The sequence below is a fragment of the Parabacteroides sp. CT06 genome, from assembly GCF_002257605.1.
Classification (GTDB): domain Bacteria; phylum Bacteroidota; class Bacteroidia; order Bacteroidales; family Tannerellaceae; genus Parabacteroides; species Parabacteroides distasonis.
Map to the genome: position 1 here is coordinate 1059042 of NZ_CP022754.1, position 19137 is coordinate 1078178.

At 48.2% G+C, this 19137-nt stretch carries 18 protein-coding genes; 2 read left to right on the forward strand and 16 right to left on the reverse strand.

Annotated features, from left to right (window positions below; all coding sequences use genetic code 11):
- Positions 1–11: 11 nt before the first annotated feature.
- Genes CI960_RS04685 through CI960_RS04700 form a run of 4 tightly spaced genes read right to left on the reverse strand, consistent with a single transcriptional unit; the run spans position 12 to position 5932 of the window.
- Complete coding sequence (locus tag CI960_RS04685) at positions 12–3677, reverse strand: ATP-binding protein (RefSeq protein WP_005861766.1); 3666 nt, start codon at positions 3675–3677, stop codon at positions 12–14.
- Positions 3661–4212 (reverse strand): hypothetical protein, encoded by a 552-nt coding sequence (locus CI960_RS04690; protein WP_005861767.1) that lies wholly within the window; start codon positions 4210–4212, stop codon positions 3661–3663. Before CI960_RS04690 ends, CI960_RS04685 begins: the two co-directional genes overlap by 17 nt.
- Before the next feature lie 10 nt (positions 4213–4222).
- Entirely contained in the window at positions 4223–5419 is a 1197-nt protein-coding gene (locus tag CI960_RS04695) for a hypothetical protein (RefSeq protein WP_005861768.1), read from the reverse strand.
- A gap of 12 nt (positions 5420–5431) precedes the next feature.
- Positions 5432–5932 (reverse strand): methylated-DNA--[protein]-cysteine S-methyltransferase, encoded by a 501-nt coding sequence (locus CI960_RS04700; protein ID WP_005861770.1) that lies wholly within the window; start codon positions 5930–5932, stop codon positions 5432–5434.
- A 157-nt stretch (positions 5933–6089) separates the two neighbouring features.
- Here CI960_RS04700 and CI960_RS04705 point away from each other — a divergent pair, with 157 nt between their 5' ends.
- Together CI960_RS04705 and CI960_RS04710 are read left to right on the forward strand one after the other, a co-directional pair.
- Positions 6090–6572, forward strand: coding sequence for a ferritin (locus CI960_RS04705; RefSeq protein ID WP_005861772.1), 483 nt, complete (start codon positions 6090–6092; stop codon positions 6570–6572).
- A 118-nt stretch (positions 6573–6690) separates the two neighbouring features.
- Positions 6691–7131, forward strand: coding sequence for a DUF695 domain-containing protein (locus CI960_RS04710; protein ID WP_005861774.1), 441 nt, complete (start codon positions 6691–6693; stop codon positions 7129–7131).
- Positions 7132–7235: 104 nt separating this feature from the next.
- On the opposite strand, the gene thrC is transcribed toward CI960_RS04710, so the two are convergent.
- The 12 genes from thrC to atpC form a co-directional block, all read right to left on the reverse strand.
- Positions 7236–8549: a threonine synthase gene (gene thrC, locus CI960_RS04715; protein ID WP_005861776.1), complete on the reverse strand. Its 1314-nt coding sequence runs from the start codon at positions 8547–8549 to the stop codon at positions 7236–7238.
- 3 nt (positions 8550–8552) lie between these two features.
- On the reverse strand, positions 8553–9761 hold the full coding sequence (locus CI960_RS04720; RefSeq protein WP_005861778.1) for a cofactor-independent phosphoglycerate mutase: 1209 nt from the start codon (positions 9759–9761) through the stop codon (positions 8553–8555).
- 2 nt (positions 9762–9763) lie between these two features.
- Positions 9764–12205 carry a bifunctional aspartate kinase/homoserine dehydrogenase I gene (gene thrA / locus CI960_RS04725; protein ID WP_005861780.1) on the reverse strand — a complete coding sequence of 814 codons (2442 nt, stop codon included), beginning with the start codon at positions 12203–12205 and terminating at the stop codon, positions 9764–9766.
- Between the two features lie 282 nt (positions 12206–12487).
- On the reverse strand, positions 12488–13453 hold the full coding sequence (locus CI960_RS04730) for a DMT family transporter (RefSeq protein WP_005861782.1): 966 nt from the start codon (positions 13451–13453) through the stop codon (positions 12488–12490).
- A gap of 156 nt (positions 13454–13609) precedes the next feature.
- Entirely contained in the window at positions 13610–14473 is an 864-nt protein-coding gene (locus CI960_RS04735) for a F0F1 ATP synthase subunit gamma (protein ID WP_005861784.1), read from the reverse strand.
- Positions 14461–16038 (reverse strand): F0F1 ATP synthase subunit alpha, encoded by a 1578-nt coding sequence (gene atpA, locus CI960_RS04740; protein WP_005861786.1) that lies wholly within the window; start codon positions 16036–16038, stop codon positions 14461–14463. The genes CI960_RS04735 and atpA overlap by 13 nt, the downstream gene beginning before the upstream one ends.
- 12 nt (positions 16039–16050) lie before the next feature.
- Positions 16051–16593: a F0F1 ATP synthase subunit delta gene (locus CI960_RS04745; RefSeq protein ID WP_005861788.1), complete on the reverse strand. Its 543-nt coding sequence runs from the start codon at positions 16591–16593 to the stop codon at positions 16051–16053.
- A 3-nt stretch (positions 16594–16596) separates the two neighbouring features.
- On the reverse strand, positions 16597–17097 hold the full coding sequence (gene atpF, locus CI960_RS04750; protein WP_005861790.1) for a F0F1 ATP synthase subunit B: 501 nt from the start codon (positions 17095–17097) through the stop codon (positions 16597–16599).
- Positions 17098–17111: 14 nt separating this feature from the next.
- Entirely contained in the window at positions 17112–17366 is a 255-nt protein-coding gene (gene atpE, locus CI960_RS04755; RefSeq protein ID WP_005861792.1) for an ATP synthase F0 subunit C, read from the reverse strand.
- Positions 17367–17428: 62 nt separating this feature from the next.
- Positions 17429–18478, reverse strand: coding sequence for a F0F1 ATP synthase subunit A (atpB, locus tag CI960_RS04760; RefSeq protein WP_008780815.1), 1050 nt, complete (start codon positions 18476–18478; stop codon positions 17429–17431).
- Positions 18456–18887 carry a hypothetical protein gene (locus CI960_RS04765; RefSeq protein ID WP_008774073.1) on the reverse strand — a complete coding sequence of 144 codons (432 nt, stop codon included), beginning with the start codon at positions 18885–18887 and terminating at the stop codon, positions 18456–18458. The genes atpB and CI960_RS04765 overlap by 23 nt, the downstream gene beginning before the upstream one ends.
- 12 nt (positions 18888–18899) lie before the next feature.
- Positions 18900–19133, reverse strand: coding sequence for an ATP synthase F1 subunit epsilon (gene atpC, locus CI960_RS04770; protein WP_005861798.1), 234 nt, complete (start codon positions 19131–19133; stop codon positions 18900–18902).
- Between the last annotated feature and the right edge of the window lie 4 nt (positions 19134–19137).

The following is a 19137-nucleotide window of genomic DNA, read 5'->3' on the forward strand; positions in this document are numbered from 1 at the left end:
GGTTCCTAACATTAATTATCATATTTCAATAATGGCGTAACTTTGGTGTTGGCTCCACTGTCCTTACCCAACAAATATGTGTAGCGATAGCTCTCTACATTATAGGTAGTAGGTGAGGAGTTGATAAGCAAAATGTTGCGACTGTTGGCGAAGTCAAGGATACCCTTCACGTTGGTGGGGTGCAATTTCCCGATCTCATCCATCATGCAATGCAAACGAAACTCTCCAAACTTGTGTGAGGCTTTCTCTTTGAAGACATTGATGAGCATAATGTTCACCATGGCCTTTACCAGGATGTCCGTTCCATCCGAACCTACATTTGATATCTTTTCTACCCATCCCGTATCGTTGTCATTCTCCGTGATGCGGAACTCCAGTTTAAACGTATCGGTGAGCAGCAACCGCTTACGGGACGGTTCATTTTGCAATTCCTTCATGAGGTTGAGCAAATAGCGCACGGCCTGCCTGTTGATGACCTCGCGCAGATCCATTTGCGAGAAGAGGTCTACTTCACCCATATTGAATTCGTTCTCATCGCAAAATTTCTTTATTTCCTTGAGGAGTTGCATCAGTCGGTCGCTGCTGGGTTGTGCACGGAGTTCTATTTTGCGTATCACTCCCGCAAAGTTACGGCGCTCGAAATCCTTGTTGATATTGCCTATGGTACGATGTATCTCACCTTCATTCTGGGTAAGCTCGCCTACCGCTTTGGAGATGCGCTGAATGATGTGTGTATAGCGTTCGCTGATTTGTTTCTGAAAATCGAGGATCTTATTATTATCCACAAACTCGCAGAGGTTGGAGGCAAAATCCAGATAGTCTTCCTCCGTAGACAGATCGGTGCGGAAACTGAACGTGTTCTTGGCCGAGAAGTTGCTTTTAAACAGATTAACCATCCGTTTGAATTCTTCCAATTGTTTCATGCGGCCGGTGATATGGTCTTTCAACTCTTGCACCAACTCTGCGCAACTCTTCCAGGTCTGCCTCTCTTCGGTCACTACTACTTCGGGTGGGCAGAAAGTGGAGTCTTCGTGAAATTTGGCGGCCTGTGCCAAACCTTCCTCCAAGCTTCTCTTTGTTTCGATGCCCTTGCCTAATAAGGCTTGCTGATGTTTTTCTTGTATGTTCAGTTTCTCGCTACGCAAAGTGAAACGTTCTTCAAGCGTGGCCAATTCATCCTCAAGCATCTTCTTTCTACTGCGAAGTTGTGGTTCACGATCAAAAAGTTCCTCTTTGTCCTTTTGATAGCGGATGGTGTCGGGGAAATGTTTCTCGATGTAAGCCAGCTCTTTTTGAATCTGCAGGATGCGTGCGTCATATTTTCCGATGGCTGCCGTGTCGGCGCCTTTTCCGCTAAGCTCCGCTTGTTGGGAAGCCTCCAGTTCTTTACGGCGTTCCAGCGATTGCTGCTTGTGAAGTTTTATTTCTGTCTCGATACTGTTGCGGTAGTTATTCAGTTCCTGTTCCAGCCGGAGCTTCTTCTCTTTGTAACTTTTCTCGCATACCTTAAGACGATGCGCACGATCAGCCTTCAACTTCTTTATCTCTTCCTCGCAAAGCGCCAGTCGATGAGCCGTATCGTTCTGTTTCATCCGGATTTCAACCATACGCTGTTCACGCCAATCGTCCGTCTTCTTTTGCCATGAGGCGGATTGTGCCATGGCGTTCTTGATGAATGCGGGAAGCTGAAGTTGTTCGGATTCTTGCAGACGCTGTCGGTCTGTTATCTCACGCAAGCGCTTGTTGTATTGTTTCTTCAAAGCCTCCGTTTGCTCTGCCAATTCTTGGTGTAGCATATTGATCCGCTTGACGCACTGTGACAATGCTCCTTGGTATATGGCCAGTTCTGCTTTCAATTCCTCGGGGGTACGGAAATTGCGTTCCAATGCCGTAAGGTCTATTTGCACGCCATACAAGGAAGCCTCCCCTTGGTTGGTTACCTGCGGAGCCAAGTCATTGCGATAAAGTATTTTCTCTTCATCGGCTATTTTTCCGATCGTATCTTTCCATGCGGGTTTGTTCCTGTCCAGCCATTCGGCCAGCGAACCTTTGCGCCGTTCGATGAGCGACTCCAGCCGGGCTATTTGTTCCTCTATCTCTTGCTTCTCTTTTTGTGCGTTAGCGAGAGGCTGAGCCTGTGCCAACTCCAATTCCCGTAACTTCATTCCAGCCTCTTGACGCAGGCTTACAGCTTGCGTAGAGAGTTGCTGAATGGACATTTTCAACTCCTGCGCACGAGTATTCAGTTTGTTCAGTTCCTCGTCGGCTTTGGCATGTTCTTCTTTATAGGGAGCTTCGTGGGCTATCCGTAGCAACTCATTGTTTTGTTGCGATTTCTCCTCTCGTAGTTGCTGGAGTTTGTCTGCCGAGAGTTGCGATTTCTCCTCAAAACGCGTATATACCTCGTTCTCTTCATTGCGCCGTGTCTGCATCAAGCTCTCGTTCTGCTTATTTGTCGCATATTCCCTTTCGTTCACCAATGCGTGTTGCGCATTCTCAAAGGCTCGAAAGTCGGTATCTACCCGTTCTATAAGTGCGCTGTATTTGGCTATGACATCATCGTAGGCACGTGTGAGTTCCTGCCTCCGTTGCTGTTGGCGTGTTAATTCATCGGTAACCGCACTTTTCTGCTCTACCCTGCGAATTATTTCGGTAATGTTCATCTGCTCGTACTCCAGCTGTTTCTGCTTGGCACGTTTTAAGTCGGCATCAACCGAGCCTTTCTCTTTTATCAATTTGTCCCGTCCCTCTTGGTATTTCTTTGTCTCCTCACTTTGTAAGCGATGTACACGTTCCAGCTCGGTTTTGTGTCTGGATATTTCCTCGTCAATTAATGGGCGCTGCTTCAAGGCTGATTTCTCTGCATAGCATAATTCGGCACGTCCCTTGGCTATGTGGCTATCCATGTACAATAAGTCGCGATAGCTTTGCATCACTTTCCCGGCTTGTCTTTGTACCGGCGACCCTCCGGGTTTTTCATTGTCCAGCCAAAGCGTAACGTCATTGTAATTCTGTTCGAAATCTTTCGTCTGGTTACGGTAGACATCAAGGTCTATATTCACCTCTTCCTCATTCATGGAGCGGATTATCGTGTCCTTGATGAAATCGGCATCCAGCTTGGAGTTGAGGAACACATTCTGTATGGTTCGGGGGATATTCTGATAATTGGGGCTTTCTACGATAGCGTATTTACGGAAACCTATGAGATCGGGACGACGATTGTTGCCGAAAATAATATCCCGGAACTCTTGATAAGAAACGACGATACGACTGATTTGCGTCTCTGTGCCAATGGCTTTGCGAATAGAGATCCAATCAGCACGAACCTCACGACGCTCGTTGACGAACCATGACGACTGATAGGGTGCGTCAATAAATCGATAAGCCACACGCCCTTGTTGCTTGAAAGCCATCACGCAATAAGGGCCGTTTTCACGCATCACCTCGTAGACGATGAATGAGTTGGCATAAGGAAGGTAGAACTCATCGTAGCTTCTTTTCTCTTTGGGTATGCCTAGCCTCAGCTTATCGGCGTTGTAAAAGAAAAGAATAGCCCGGAGCAGCGTACTCTTTCCTACACCCTGCGTACCAATGAAATGCACGTTTCCGTCCAGTTGAATCTCGGAATAAGGGATATGCGCACTATTCAGGAAAACTATTTTATTCAGGTATCTCATCTTGTCCCTCTTCTGTTATGTTAATACAATCTACCAACTCTTCTATATAATGAAAAGCCGTTAGTACCTTCCAAGTGCCTTCGTCCTCGTCTTCATACTCTATAAATCCCATAGTCTTTAACTCATTGATGAGCTTATCAACGATTTCCTCGAAACCTTTCTTGTCGCTAAAGAGTTCCTTGGCTTGCTCCTTCAGCTCGATTTCGGTACGTATTTGTGTCACTATGTCCGACTTGCTGAATACGAAACCGGGGCCGAAGGCTGAATTGTAGGTTTTCAAGAAGCAGAGATAATCTATCCAGCGAGCGGCGGCTTCGAGTTTACGATCTATATCCGCCTTGCTTTCTTTACGTGCGAAAAAGTAGTAGCCATTGCCGCTTTCAAGATAGAAACCTATGCCTTTATAATATTCATAATAGTCGGTCAACTCCTCTTCGATGGCATCGTAGTAGCGACGGACTGCGGGCGAAAGGCTATTGGACGAGATAAATCCGCCATGGCTCAATGTACTGTATATTTCTTCGGTATATTTCATGGTTGATGAATTATTTAGGGAAAACTAAGGGATACTCTACCTGTCCCTTACATTCGTAACGGTCGGAAAAGTTCAAATCTTCGGCATATTCAGAGGCTATCTGGCAGAAAAAGACGAGCTTGTCTTCTGTACTTACCGCATTCTTATAAGCGTAATTCATGACAAAAGCGAAAAGATGCTCGCCGGAAGCCACAAACGAGTTGTACACTTCCCTCAAGTTCACTTGATCGATCACTTCCGCCTTACCTTCCAGATATTCGGTAGGTATTGCTTCCGCTACGTCTCTCGATTTATCGTCACGCCTTTTAAGCTTAGTGGCGAGTTTCTTGATAAGTGTCAGCGCTTCGTCCGAATTGCGCAGGTAATCTATTGAAAGTTTGATGCGATAACTAGGTTGCGGCTCCATCCACACATGGTTACGTTCAGCCAGCACTTGCTTGATATTCGTATTCTCCTCCAGCAGGAATTGCTCTTTAAGATACTTCAGCTTGCGTACTTTCTCGAAGATTCGATTTTGGTATTCGATCATGTTGAGGTAATGAACGATTTGCCGCTGTATCTCCATGAGGTTGTGGGAGGAGTCGATGAGTTGCAACTTCACGTCGCTCACCGTGGCACGCATCTGGGCATCCATTGCCTTGCGGAAGAAGAGCAATTGATCTTTATCGATCGCATTTTCGCACTTGTTGATGAGTTGGATGATATTCTTCAGTTTCTCGCCCAGTCGTTGCAGTTTTACTTTCTTTATCTGATAGTTCGGCTCGTTCTTATACGTGCTGTCCAGATTCCGCTTCAGGTCGATCACGTTGCGTACCGTGGTGAGCGCTATGTTCTTGAGCGTACGGCGCACGTCATTATGGTAGTTATATCGCCGCCTCTCGTTATTCTCTTTCAGATAATACTCTATCTGCTCGTTCAGCTTGCTGAGATGTCCTTGTATATAGGCTACATTCACCTCTTCGTTCACTTGCAGCACCTCCTCGAAGAACTTTAGGTAAATGTCTTCCATCTCCAAGAAATCGCCGCTACTACGTATCACTCCGTGATTGATTAAGCTCTGTACCCGCTCCTCCTTATAATCGGTCAGCTCCACCGCGAAATCGTATTTGAAAGAAAGGGAGGTCCGTTTATGAAACATCTCACGTAGCAGTTCCCTCTCTCGGTCGAGCGTACGAACCAATTCATCGATAGAACGAAATGTGCGCATACTGATACGGTTTTAGAATCCTTTGGCCCGTTCGATTGTAAGCAGGCTCCTTTTTTTGTCGATACCTCCGGCGTATCCGGTTAGGCTGCCATCGCTGCCTACGACACGGTGGCAGGGGATGATGATACTGATCGGGTTATGGCCTACCGCTCCTCCGATCGCTTGCGTAGACATGCTCGGGATACCTTTTTGCCGGGCGATTTCCCCGGCGAGCTCCTTGTAGGTTACGACTTCGCCATAAGGTATTTTGCTCAATAAGTCCCATACCGCAAGTCGGAAAGGCGTATCCTCCAGATGGATAGGAGGGGTGAAGCTGGGAATCTTACCCATGAAATAGCTATCCAGCCACTCTTTGGCTTGCTCGAATATCGGCAGTTCTCTTTCTTGGTGTTCCGCCGATAAAGTGGCGGCAAAATATTTTTGCCCGTCGAACCATAATCCTGTCAGGTGGTCGCCATCGCTGGCTAGGGTTATTTCTCCCAAGGGAGATCGATATTTGTCGGTGTATTGCATGATGTTTATCAAATAAGGGCGTAAGTTAGAAAAATTTTCGAAAGTAGCCAATATCTAAGGGCGGAAATGAGATAAGGAATCCTACTTTTATTTATATTTGCATAGTGAAATTTCGTGAACGGATAATACTTCAACATTTTTAAACAATGATAAAATTATGATCTTAAGTAGAAATTTATCAGAGGCGTTCAATGCCCAAGTTAATGCGGAGATGTGGTCTTCGAATTTGTATTTGTCAATGTCCGTGTATTTCCAGAAAGCAGGGTTGAACGGGTTCGCCCATTGGATGAAGAAACAAGCGGCTGAGGAATTGGAGCATGCTCATAAGTTGATCGATTACGCCTTGGATCGTGGTGGCGATATTACGATCGGCCAGATCAACGTGGTTCCGACAGGCTGGGGAAATCCGTTGGAGGTATTCGAGCATGTTTACAAACACGAGTGCTATGTATCAGAGTTGATCGACAAATTGGTTGATATCGCCGAGGCTGATAAGGATCATGCTTCCCGTGATTTCTTGTTCTGGTTCGTACGCGAGCAAGTAGAGGAAGAATCTACGGCTAAAGAGATCGTGGATCAATTGAAGAATTATGGGGAATGCCATTACGCCATTATGGATCATAGATTAGGAAAGAGATAATAAATTTCCGTCGAGAAATATAAAAAGGCTGTATCTTCACCGGACGCAGCCTTTTTTGTCGTATTTTTACCCGGTAAAGTCAGTAAGGAATACTTATAGATAAATAGAAAATATAAATATGAGATTAAGCGATGTATGGTTTACGGCTCTCTCGGAAAACGAGTCAGGGCAAATGATTACCGTTTACGGGCGGGACGAGTTGAATGAGTTCACCGAATCCGGTAAGTTCAAGGAACGTGTCGAGATCACTTGGAAATACGAGGGAGATGGGAGAGGTCTTCCTAGCGATGACCTTGGCGAGAAAATGGAGGCCGTGGAGGAAGCGCTTCGTAAGGCGATGGAAAAGAAAGACAAGCTGGCTATCCTGACGGGTGTCTATACCGGAGGAGGAGAGAAGGTCTGGGTGTTTTACACACGTACCGTGCGTGTATTCGGCGAACGCTTGAATGAGGCCTTGGCTCCTTTCGAATTACTGCCCATCTCTATTTATACCGAGATGGATCCGGATTGGGAGGAATATAAGGATATGTATGAGATGAAAGAGTGGGCGGTGGATTGAGCGTATGTAGGCATCGCCCCACACGTATATCGATATAAACCTACACGTATATTGGCGTAGACCGATATCTATATACGTGTGGGGCGATGCCTATATACGTGTTTTTACCGGCTCATCAAGAAAGATTTGAATCCCTCGAAATCTTTTGCCAGCTCGATGCTTTGCTTGGTTCCTTCCATGAAGGCTTTCAGTTTCGCCGGGATCTCGATATCTGCCTCCAATATCTTATCGACCGTTCCTTTGAATTTGGCGGGATGGGCGGTCTCGAGGAATAGACCCGTCTCGGTCTCGCTTAGATCGCTGTCAAGTAATCCTTGGTAGCCACAGGCTCCGTGCGGGTCAAGGATATATCCCGTCTCTTTATAGACGGCTCGCATCGTAGAGGCGATTTCCTCGTCCGTATAGCGATGTCCGGAGATCAGTGCGCATATTTCTTTATGAGGATCATTGAATGCGCCGAATAGGTCGATGATACGGGCGAAATTACTCGGATCGCCTACATCCATGGCGTTCGCTAGGGTGGCGACTGATGGGCGGGGTGTATAAGTTCCTGTATTCAGGTATTCCAAGAATACGTCGTTACGGTTGTTTGCCGCTACGAAACGCTTGATAGGGAGCCCCATCCAATAGGCGAACAATCCGGCGGTGATGTTTCCGAAATTACCACTCGGCACGCAAACAACCAGCTCGTCCGCTTTTCCCAGCTTGTCCAGCTGAGCGTAAGCGTTGAAATAGTAGAACGATTGGGGCAAGAAACGGGCTACGTTGATGGAGTTCGCCGAGGTCAGTTTCATATGACGGTTTAATTCCTCGTCCATAAAGGCGGATTTAACCAGCGCTTGGCAATCGTCGAACGTGCCGTCTATCTCCAATGCCGTGATGTTCTGTCCTAATGTCGTGAACTGGCATTCCTGTATCGGGCTGACCTTTCCCTTGGGATAAAGCACATACACGTGAATGCCCGGAACGCCTAGGAATCCGTTGGCGACGGCGCTTCCCGTATCGCCGGAAGTAGCTACCAATACGTTTACTTGCTTCAATCCCTCTTTCTTTATGAAATAACCGAGCAGACGAGCCATGAAGCGCCCTCCTACATCCTTAAAGGCCAATGTAGGCCCGTGAAATAACTCTAAGCTATAGATATTACCCTTTACGGGTACCACCGGGGTCTCGAAGGAGAGCGTATCTTTTACGATACCGTCCAATACCTCCGGCTCGATGTCTTCCCCGAAGAACATCTGAGCTACTGTGCAGGCGATCTCGTGGAAGGACTGGTTCTTCATGTTGGCTATCACCTCCTCGTCCAAGGAGTCGATATACTCGGGCATATATAATCCCTTATCGCCGGCCAGACCTTTTACGACGGCCTCTTCTAGGCTGGCTACAGGGGCTTGTTTGTTTGTGCTGTAATATTTCATGCTCTAATCGTTTAGAAATTCTTTTATAAATTGATCTTTTTCCAGTATGCCATATTTGCCGTTTGATACGGAGAACTCATCAAATGTGGTAACGGAGTCGGGTTGCTCGCCCGGCTTGTAAATCAGGAATGGAACCGGGGTATTCGTATGCGTACGTATGGAGCAAGGAGTGGGGTGGTCCGGAAGGATAGCGATTGCTACCGGCTCGTCCCATTTTTGCGTTTCCTCGTAGATGATACGTACGGCACGGTTGTCCAGATACTCTATCGTCTTGATCTTTAGGTCTACGTCTCCTTCATGCCCGGCCTCGTCGCTTGCCTCGATATGCAGGTAGACGAAGTCGTTTGTCTTGAGGGCCTCAAGGGCGGCGTGCGCTTTTCCCTCGTAGTTCGTGTCGTATAATCCGGTAGCTCCCTCTACGTGAAGCACCTCGAGGCCGGCGTAAACGCCGATTCCCCGGATGAGATCGACGGCGGAGATCACGGAGCCTTTCCCGAAGCCGTACATCTCCCGCATCGTTCGCATGGCCGGACGGTAGCCCGGAGACCAAGGCCAGATACTGTTCGCCGGATCTTTCCCCGCTGCCATACGTTTGAGGTTCACCGGGTGATCCTTTAAGATCTCTTGGGACTTGAGGATTAATTCGTTTAATAAATCGGCGGTCTCTCGTGCTTCCGGAACTTCCGGTTTTATCATTAAAGGCCGGAAAGGATGGAGGGGTACGTCGTGTGGTGGCGTGCAATCCAGACGCTTATCGCCTCCTTTGATTACCAATAGGTGGCGATAGGAGACACCTGTATAGAACTTAACACGGTCGGAGCCTAATCGCTCGTTCAGACATTGGATCAACTCGTCCGCTTCCTCCGTGGAGATATGGCCGGAAGAGTGATTCTTCAAGATGTCGCCTTCTACGCAGATTAAGTTACAACGCATCGCCATCTCGCCGGGCTGCAGGGCGACGCCTATACTGGCGGCTTCCAATACACCCCGTCCCTCGTATACGGAGGGCAGGTCATAGCCTAATACCGCCATGTTCGCGACCTCGCTACCGGGATGGAAACCATCCGCTACGGTTTTCATCTGCCCGGTTACTCCCAGTTCCGCCAATTTATCCATATAAGGCGTCTTGGCGTATTGCATCGGAGTCTTGCCTCCCAGGGCCTCTATCGGCTCGTCGGCCATTCCATCGCCTAAAATGATAATGTGCTTCATACCTATCGAATATTTGCGATGGATATGATGTCGGCGAATACGCCTGCGGCCGTCACGTCGGCCCCGGCACCGTATCCCTTGATGATCATTGGATATTCATGATATCTCTCGGTGGAGATCATGATGATATTGTTGCTGCCCTCCAGTTCATAGAACGGATGGTGGCTGTCTACGGCTTGTAGGCCTACCTCGCAAGCGCCGTTCTCCATCTTCGCCACGAAACGGAAGCGTTTGCCTTCCGCTTCCAGTAGCTGGCGTTTCTCCTCGAAACCGGCATCTGTATCCTTGATATTCTTCCAGAAGTCCTCAAGGGAACCCTCGAAGTACTTTTCCGGGATGAACAGGTTCCGTTTTACGTCGGCTTGCTCCACCGGATAACCGGCCTCACGGGCCAAGATAACCAGCTTACGGATTACGTCTTTGCCGCTAAGGTCGATACGTGGGTCCGGCTCGGCGTATCCGGCTTCCTTTGCCATATGGATCGCCTCGCTGAAAGGAATATCGGCGCTGATCGTATTAAAGATATAATTCAGCGTACCGGAAAGTACGGCCTCCAGTTTCAATATATGGTCACCGCTATTGATCAAGTCGTTCATCGTATTGATGATCGGGAGGCCGGCGCCTACGTTCGTCTCGAACAAGAACTTGATGTCTCGGTGGCGGGCGGTCTCCTTGAGCTTGGTATAATTATCGTAGGAGGAGGAAGCCGCTTCTTTATTAGCCGCCACGACGGATACGTTATTGTTCATCAACGTCTCGTAAAGAGCCGCCACGTCCGGGCTTGCCGTACAGTCCACGAATACGGAGTTGAAGATATTCATCTTTACGATCTCCTCGCATAGATGTTCCGGGTTACTCTCTTCCCCGTTCTCCTTCAGCTCCTCCAGATAATTGTCGAGGTTGATCCCTTCCCGGCATAAAAGGGCTTTCTTGGAGTTTGAGATACCTACGACATTCAGCTTCAAACCGTTTTGCCGCATCAGTTTCGGTTGCTGGATGCGTATCTGTTCCAATAAATTGCCGCCTACGGTTCCTACACCGGCGATGAAAAGGTTCAATACCTTATATTCGGATAGGAAAAAAGAGTCATGAATGGAGTTCAACGCCTTGCGAAGGTATTTATGCTTGATAACGAAAGAGATATTCGTCTCGGAAGCGCCTTGGGCGCAAGCGATCACGCTGATGCCCGCACGTCCCAGCGTACCGAACAGCTTACCGGCGATACCCGGGGTACGTTTCATGTTCTCGCCTACGATAGCGACGGTAGCCAGATCCTTCTCCGCTACGGTATCGTTCATATCACCCTGCGCACGCTCCAAGGCGAACTCGTCGTTCAATACTTGTACGGCCAAATCAGCGTCGGCGTTACGTACGGCGAAAGTCGTATTATTCTCGGAGCTGGCCTGCGATACCATAAATACGCTGATGCCATTCTTGGCGAGCGTCTTAAAGATCCGGTAGTTCACGCCGATCACGCCCACCATACCTAAACCTTGTACCGTGATCAAACAGGTATCGTTGATGGAGGAGATACCCTTGATGATGGCCTTGCCTTCCTCTTTCACCCGCTCTTTCGAGATATAGGTTCCGGGAGCGGTCGGGTTGAAGGTATTCAAGATACGGATCGGGATATTCTTATGATAAACCGGATAGATCGTCGGCGGATAGATTACTTTCGCCCCGAAGTTACACAACTCCATCGCCTCCGTAAAAGTAAGCCGGTCGATTACGTAGGCGGAGCTGATCACACGGGGATCAGCGGTCATGAAACCATCCACGTCCGTCCATATCTCCAAGGTGTTAGCGTCTAAGGCGGTCGCCAAGATGGAGGCGGTATAATCCGATCCCCCTCGTCCGAGGTTCGTAACCTCTCCGGTTTCCGTGCTGGAAGAGATGAATCCGGGCACCAAGGAAACCTTGGGCAGCGGCGAGAAGGTCTCTTTTATGAGCTTGTTGGTCAAGTCGAAATCCACGATATGCTTGTTGAATTGCTTGACTGTCTTGATATATTTGCGTGAGTCGAATAACTTAGCGTCCTTGATCACGTTCGAGACGATCAAGGAAGATAGGCGCTCGCCATAACTTACGATCGTATCGGATGTCTTGGCGGATAAATCGTTAATCAAATAAACACCTTTGAAAATATTGCTCAATTCATCCAGTAAAGCCATCACTTTCTTCTGGACATCCATGCGTACCTCCTTGTCCTCTATCACTCCCTCGATCACGTCCAGATGGCGGGCGATGATCTCCGATAATTCTTTCTCGTAGGCAAGGTCGCCTTTAGAAGCCATGGTAGAAGTGGCCAGTAATTTATCGGTGATGCCCCCTAAGGCGGAGACAACCACGATTACGGGCTCTTCGATAGCCTCTACTATTTTCTTTACACTTAAGATACTATTCACGGAACCTACGGATGTTCCGCCGAATTTTAATACTTTCATCGATATGTATTTTTAATGGTTCATCGAGGATTGACAATCAAGAAAAGGCTTTTTCATGATTAGCAACCGACAATAACCGATTGATTAAACTTATTTATGTAAAAGGAGAAATAAAAAAGGATGCAATACGAGATTGCGACATAGCGTGACGTGGTCTACGCGAATGCTTATTAATAGATTCTAACCCCCCAAGGGGTCATCAATGCCCATGTATAATATGAGGACTCTACACTCATCATTGATTTTGTATGCTACTTATTCTTTTATATTATGGGGGCAATATTACGCATTATTTTTCATATTGCAAGCGTTTTTGCTAAAAGATTGACTATTTTGTTGTTCAAGGTCCGCCCGGCTCTTGCTTTGGGTCACTAAATAGACGCCGGAGAAAACAAGTGCGGCCGATACTAGTTTCGTTACGCTAAAACTATCCTGACCGATGAATACGGCGATAAAGGAAGCTACGATCGGTTGGATATAATTGTACATGCTGACGGTAGTCGGGCGGATTCGCTTCAAGGCCAGCGGTATTAATAAATAGGGTACGAACGTGGCCCCGAATAACACGAAGAAGATGGCTCCCAACTCTTGGCCGTCGAAGACCTCTTTGTGGAAAGCCGGGGTATTCCAGATGGATTCGATAGCGAAAGGCAGGGTAATCAGCGTGGAGAACAGGAACATCCATTTCATCATCGTGACGGATGAGTACTTGAGTGTTAGTGGCTTGGATACTACCAAATAGATCGAGTACATGAATCCGCTAACCGTAATCAACAGGTTTCCCCCTAGACTGCTCGCTTGATTGGAACCTTGCGTGGATTGTAGTATCAAGGAGATCGCCCCGCATATGCCAAGCAGTACCCCGAACGTTTTCATCCGTGTGATCGGTTCCTTTAGGATCAGGGCCGCCAAGATCATGACAAAGATGGGGACGGCGGTCGCTATGATGGAAGCGTCTACCGGCGACGTGGTATTCAATCCCCAGATAAACAGCCCTTGGTTCAAGCCTACTCCGCAAAGGGCGCAAAGGCATAGAAGTCCCAAGTCCTTCAACGGCACTTTCTCATAGGGAACGAATAGGGAGGTGATCCAGAACATCACGCAAGCGAAGCTCATCCGCATACTGGTCAGCGCCTCGGGTTGCACATGCTCGGGGAGTAGATATTTGGATACGGGCATATTAATGGCGAACAGGATGTTGGCCGCTAAAATAAGGAGATGCCCTTTTAGCTTTTCTTGATTCATCATAAGTACGATCCTAGATTGGTATAATATAAATGTATACAGGCTTATGTTTTGGTGAGCAAAGGTCTTACTTTTTTTTGTAAATAAGAAATGATCCGTTAGTAAAGTGTTTTACATACGGATCATTGTCTGTTTAGCCAAGGAAGCATCCCGTTTTTATTACGATGAAACGGCCGCTCCTCCCATGATATCCAGCAATTCGTTGGTGATGGCCTGCTGGCGGGTTTTATTATATTGCAAAGTTAATTGTTGGATTAAATCGTTTGCGTTGTCGTTGGCGGTCTGCATGGCCATCATACGGGCGGCGTGCTCGGCGGTTGAGGTGTCGAGTAGGATCGTATAGATGGTTAGGTTCAGCAATTTCGGGAAAAGCCGGTTACGCAACTCTTCCGCCGAGGGCTCAAGGATGTAGTCGGTGGCCGTTTCCGCCGCTTCCGTATCCGAGAGGGAAAGGGGAAGATACGTCTTGTGGGTTACGACTTGTGTCGCCATGTTCTTGAAATGGTGATACAGTAATTCCACCCGGTCTGCTTTACCTGTGACGAACAGCTCCATGAGACGGTTCGCCAAGGATACGGCGCTTTCATAAGACGGTTTTTCGCCGATCGTGATGAAATCAGTGTCGAAGCTATAACCCGCTTTATGAAGCTCATCCGCTATTTTCTTGCCGATAGGGTAGAGGCGTACCTCTATTTGCTGGTTCTTATAAGTCTGGATCGTGGCGGATAACTCTTTCCATATATTGGCATTGAATGTCCCGCATAACCCCGTGCTCGAGGCGAATACGGCGATAGCCACCTTGCTCACCTTACGCTGTTCGGTGTAAGGTGAGTCTAGGTCGCATTCCGCCGAAAGAAGACCGTTTAAGATAGCGGATAGTTTATTAGCATATGTAAGTGTGTGCTCGGTTTGCGTCTGGGCATGATGAAACTTGGCCGACGATACCATTTTCATGGCGGCGGTGATCTTCTGCGTGCTCCGTATAGAGGCGATCCGGACTTTTATTTCTTTCAATGAACCCATAACTCCTTCGCTGTTTTTTCCAATATACCTCGTATCTCATCATTGATAACGCCGGTCTTTAAGACATCCAGTACGTCCCGTTGGTGAGAGGTACGTAACTCTTGCAAAAACCTTGCCTCGAACTCATGCACCTTGTCCAATGGAACCTCTTTCAGCAGACCTTGCGTTCCGCAATAAAGGATCGAGATTTGCTCTTCCACTGGCATCGGGCTATATTGAGGCTGTATCAGTAACTGGGTATTCTTCTGCCCCTTATCGATCGTGAAAGCGGTGACGGCATCCATCTCGCCCCCGAACTTGGAGAATGATTCCAATTCACGGAACTGAGCCTGATCGATTTTCAAGGTACCTGCTACCTTTTTCATCGCCTTTAATTGCGCGTTACCGCCTACACGGGAAACAGAGATTCCGACGTTGATAGCTGGGCGGTTCCCTTGGTTGAATAAATCGGTCTCAAGGAATATCTGTCCGTCGGTGATAGAGATCACGTTGGTCGGGATATAAGCCGATACGTCTCCCGCCTGAGTCTCGATGATCGGTAAAGCGGTCAAGGAGCCACCGCCTTTCACCTTGTCTCTCATGCTTTCGGGGAGATCGTTCATCTCACGGGCTACCTCCGGCTGGTTGATGATCTTGGCGGCACGTTCCAATAGGCGGGAGTGCAGGTAAAAGATATCACCCGGGTACGCCTCACGTCCGGAAGGACGGCGAAGGATCAAGGAAACCTCACGGTAGGCGACCGCCTGTTTGGACAGATCGTCGTAGACCACCAAGGCGTGTCGTCCGCTATCCCGGAAGTACTCTCCGATGGCCGCTCCGGCGAACGGGGCGAAATATTGCATGGCTGCCGGGTCGGAGGCGGTCGCGCTTACGACAATCGTATAGTCCATGGCTCCTTTCTCTTGCAAGGTGTTCACCAAGGCCGCTACCGTGGAACCCTTTTGCCCGATCGCCACGTAAATACAGTAAACCGGGTTCCCTGCCTCGTAGTTGCTACGTTGGTTGATGATGGTATCGATAGCGATCGAGGTCTTTCCCGTCTGCCTGTCGCCGATGATCAACTCACGTTGCCCCCTCCCGATAGGGATCATAGCGTCTACGGCCTTGATACCGGTTTGCAAAGGCTCGTTTACCGGCTGACGGAAGATCACGCCCGGAGCCTTGCGCTCAAGCGGCATCTCGCAAGTCTCGCCAAGGATCTCGCCTTTCCCGTCGATCGGGTTTCCCAACGGATCGATCACACGCCCGATCATCCCCTCGCTGACATCGATAGAGGCGATACGGCCCGTGCGTTTTACGGTGTCGCCCTCCTTGATTTGGTCGGTCGGACCTAAAAGGACGGCGCCTACATTATCTTCCTCCAAGTTCATCACGATTGCTTCCATCCCGTTATCGAATTGAAGCAACTCGTTCGCCTCCGCATTATCCAACCCGTAGATGCGGGCCACGCCGTCGCTCACCTGCAATACGGTCCCGACCTCCTCCAGCTTGATGCTGGTATGGATTCCTTCCAATTGCTGGCGCAGGATGGAGGAGACTTCACTCACTTTTATCTGTTCTGTCATACTTCTTCTTTTTTATCTGTTTTCGAGTAGCCCGGTACGGATATCCCGTAGTTGCGTCGCATAGCTAGCGTCTATCCGGTAATTGCCGATGCGTAGGCGGAAGCCCCCGATTAGTTCCGGTTCCACGTGGCCGGAGAACTCGATCGTGCATCCCGTCTCTTTCCGTAGCTTGTCTTGCAGGTGAGACTTGACCGCATCGTCTACCGTTACGGCTGTGTCGAATCGTACCCGGGTAATCTTCTTCTCTTTCCGGTACAAATGGATATAAATGTATGCGATGAGGGGCAGTAGTGTCTCCCGTTTATGGGCTAATACCAGATTGATAAAACGTGTATATAGCTCGCATACCTCGATACCTCCCGCTGCCGTAAGCAATTTCACTTTCTCCGGTACGGAAACGATCGGGTTGCTCAAGGCGCCCCTAAGCTCTGGCTCCATCGAGAAGCTGTCCGCCAACATCTTCATATCATCATATACCCGGCTTTCCTGTTCCTTGTCTTTCGCTAGGGAGAAAAGCGCTTTGGCATACCGGGAAGAAATAGTTCCTATATCCATACCTTACGATTTACTAAACGATACCTCATCCAGCAGCCGGTCGATCATCTGTTGTTGTTCCTTATCCCGGCCGATTTTCTCTTTCATTACTTTCTCTGCGATAGCGATAGACAGATCCGCTATCTCCGAGCGGACTTCGCGAATAGCTTTCTCTTTTTCTTCGCGGATACGCCGGGTAGCCTCCTCTATCTGCAGATGTGCCTCGGAGACGGCCTTTTTCCGTGCCTCCTCGATGATCCGCTCCTTTTCGGCAAAGGCTTCCTTCAGGACGGCGTTTTGCTTTTCCTTGGCCTCGGCTAGCATCTTCTCGCCCTCGGCTTGAATATGGGCAAGTCGCTCATTCGCCTGACGTGCCGTCTCTAAGGAATTGTCAATGTAAGCTTTCCGTTGTTCGATTGCCTTGACGATCACGGGAAAACCGTATTTGGAAAGGATCACGAAGACAATCCCGAATGAAACGATCATCCAGAATAGAAGCCCTGAATCCGGTGTTAATAAAGACATAGTTTGTTACTTTTTTATTGGAACAACGCTAAGAAACATACGACAATAGCGAACAATGCCACACCTTCTACCAACGCTCCCATAATCAACATCGAGGTACGGATCTCTCCTGCGGCCGACGGCTGGCGTCCAATAGCTTCAACGGCACCTTTACCGATCAATCCGATTCCGATACCTGCACCTATGGCGGCGAATCCCGCTCCTATAGTGGCTCCCATCTTCGCTACGCCCATCCCGGCTGCCGCTTGTAATAAAATAGTCGATAACATAGTGTTTAATTTTAAATTAGTAACCTTAATAATATAATTCTAATACCTTAATTTCTTTGGATTTATTCCCTTACCTTGGCCAATCCGATATAGTTGGCCGACAGCAGGGTGAAAATATAAGCTTGCAAGCAAGCCACTAACAATTCCAGACAGTTCATGAACGCACAGAACAAGACGGATACGATCGTCATACCGAAATTCACGGCTACTCCCATCGTTACCGTTATGAATATCAAACAGGTTAGCGCCAAGATAATCGTATGGCCCGCCATGATGTTGGCGAACAGACGGATCATCAATGCGAACGGCTTGGTGAATACCCCGAAGAACTCCACGAACGGCATGATCGGCAAGGGCAGTTTCAAGTAGATCGGCGCTTTGGGCCAAAAAATCTCTTTCCAATACACTTTCGTGGCGAACAGGTTGACCGCTATAAACGTACAAAGTGCCAATACGCCTGTTACCGCTATATTTCCCGTAATATTAGCGCCTCCCGGGAAAACCGGTATGATCCCGATCAGGTTATTGATCAAGATAAAGAAAAATACCGTCAGCAAATAGGACGAGAACGGCTTATATTCTTTTCCGATCGCCTCTTTGATCACCCCGTCTTGTATGTAGGAGATGGCCATTTCCATCAATCCGATAAATCCGCCCGGCGCCTCGTTCGGGTGCTTTTTATACCAATGGGCGGTCCGGAGAACGATGAAAAGCAAGAGGCCGCAACTGAGGAACAGTCCGCAAACATTCTTGGTCAATGAGAAATCCATCGGGCGAACCTCTTCTCCTGCACTGTTCTTCTCAACAACCTTTCCCGCATGCTCACCTTCCCCGGCGATATAATAATTGTGATGCGTCCGGCCATGATGTAGATGGGATGACAGGAATAAATCCCATCCTCTTTCCTCGCTTTTTACCAAGATAGGCAGGGGAATCGCAATCTCTTGTCCGTTCCATTCCGTGATATGCCATGTATAGGCGTCTTGAATGTGGGAGAAGACGATATCCTGCACGTCTATCTCGCCGGACGCCGCTTTTGCCGGAGTGAGAAAGCTGAGCCACATCCAGAAAGCGATCCATATGTATTTGTTATCTTTGATTGTACTCATCATCCTTTTCCCTTTTCTCTCTTTTCATTCTTTTCTTTTCAAACAGATATAAAATGTAAGTCTCCAGTCCGAGGTAAATGAAATAGAATAACATCAACGTGAAACCAAATGTCTTTAATTGTTGCCCGACAAACGCTGCGTACATCCATAAAAAGACGAAAGCGAGCGTGAACTTACACAACCGGACTAGCATGTACATGGTTACGGTCACATCTCCGTTTTTCCTTTTTACCCGGTCTAGGAAGAAAGTCATCGCCATGGCCATGACCCAGTAAAAGAAGGGAATGGACGGATACCACGAGAAATAGTGTTCCGGCCAGATGGTATATAATAAACCACCCAATGAAACGCCTATTGCCACGTTGATAAACGTGATCAAACCCATTAACCTCATTTTTAATCTGCCATTCATTGTCGTATGTTTTTATTCGACGCAAACGGATAGGATGTCGTCTTTTACCTCTACGAATCCGCTTTGTATCGTTTGTTCTTGTCTTTTGCCGTTTGCCTCGAACCGGATCGTACCCGCCTTCAACGCTGCTATCAATGGGGCGTGATGAGGCAAGATATCGAATGAACCGGCAACTCCCGGGAATGAGACAGATTCGGTCTCGCCTTCGAAAAGAATGCCGTCCGGTGATACAATTTCCAGTTTCATATCG

Coding starts and splice junctions, on each gene's coding strand:
- CI960_RS04685 (WP_005861766.1), bottom strand. CDS start 3,677: ATGAGATACCTGAATAAAATAGTTTTCCTGAATAGTGCGCATATCCCT.
- CI960_RS04690 (WP_005861767.1), bottom strand. CDS start 4,212: ATGAAATATACCGAAGAAATATACAGTACATTGAGCCATGGCGGATTT.
- CI960_RS04695 (WP_005861768.1), bottom strand. CDS start 5,419: ATGCGCACATTTCGTTCTATCGATGAATTGGTTCGTACGCTCGACCGA.
- CI960_RS04700 (WP_005861770.1), bottom strand. CDS start 5,932: ATGCAATACACCGACAAATATCGATCTCCCTTGGGAGAAATAACCCTA.
- CI960_RS04705 (WP_005861772.1), top strand. CDS start 6,090: ATGATCTTAAGTAGAAATTTATCAGAGGCGTTCAATGCCCAAGTTAAT.
- CI960_RS04710 (WP_005861774.1), top strand. CDS start 6,691: ATGAGATTAAGCGATGTATGGTTTACGGCTCTCTCGGAAAACGAGTCA.
- thrC (WP_005861776.1), bottom strand. CDS start 8,549: ATGAAATATTACAGCACAAACAAACAAGCCCCTGTAGCCAGCCTAGAA.
- CI960_RS04720 (WP_005861778.1), bottom strand. CDS start 9,761: ATGAAGCACATTATCATTTTAGGCGATGGAATGGCCGACGAGCCGATA.
- thrA (WP_005861780.1), bottom strand. CDS start 12,205: ATGAAAGTATTAAAATTCGGCGGAACATCCGTAGGTTCCGTGAATAGT.
- CI960_RS04730 (WP_005861782.1), bottom strand. CDS start 13,453: ATGATGAATCAAGAAAAGCTAAAAGGGCATCTCCTTATTTTAGCGGCC.
- CI960_RS04735 (WP_005861784.1), bottom strand. CDS start 14,473: ATGGGTTCATTGAAAGAAATAAAAGTCCGGATCGCCTCTATACGGAGC.
- atpA (WP_005861786.1), bottom strand. CDS start 16,038: ATGACAGAACAGATAAAAGTGAGTGAAGTCTCCTCCATCCTGCGCCAG.
- CI960_RS04745 (WP_005861788.1), bottom strand. CDS start 16,593: ATGGATATAGGAACTATTTCTTCCCGGTATGCCAAAGCGCTTTTCTCC.
- atpF (WP_005861790.1), bottom strand. CDS start 17,097: ATGTCTTTATTAACACCGGATTCAGGGCTTCTATTCTGGATGATCGTT.
- atpE (WP_005861792.1), bottom strand. CDS start 17,366: ATGTTATCGACTATTTTATTACAAGCGGCAGCCGGGATGGGCGTAGCG.
- atpB (WP_008780815.1), bottom strand. CDS start 18,478: ATGATGAGTACAATCAAAGATAACAAATACATATGGATCGCTTTCTGG.
- CI960_RS04765 (WP_008774073.1), bottom strand. CDS start 18,887: ATGAATGGCAGATTAAAAATGAGGTTAATGGGTTTGATCACGTTTATC.
- atpC (WP_005861798.1), bottom strand. CDS start 19,133: ATGAAACTGGAAATTGTATCACCGGACGGCATTCTTTTCGAAGGCGAG.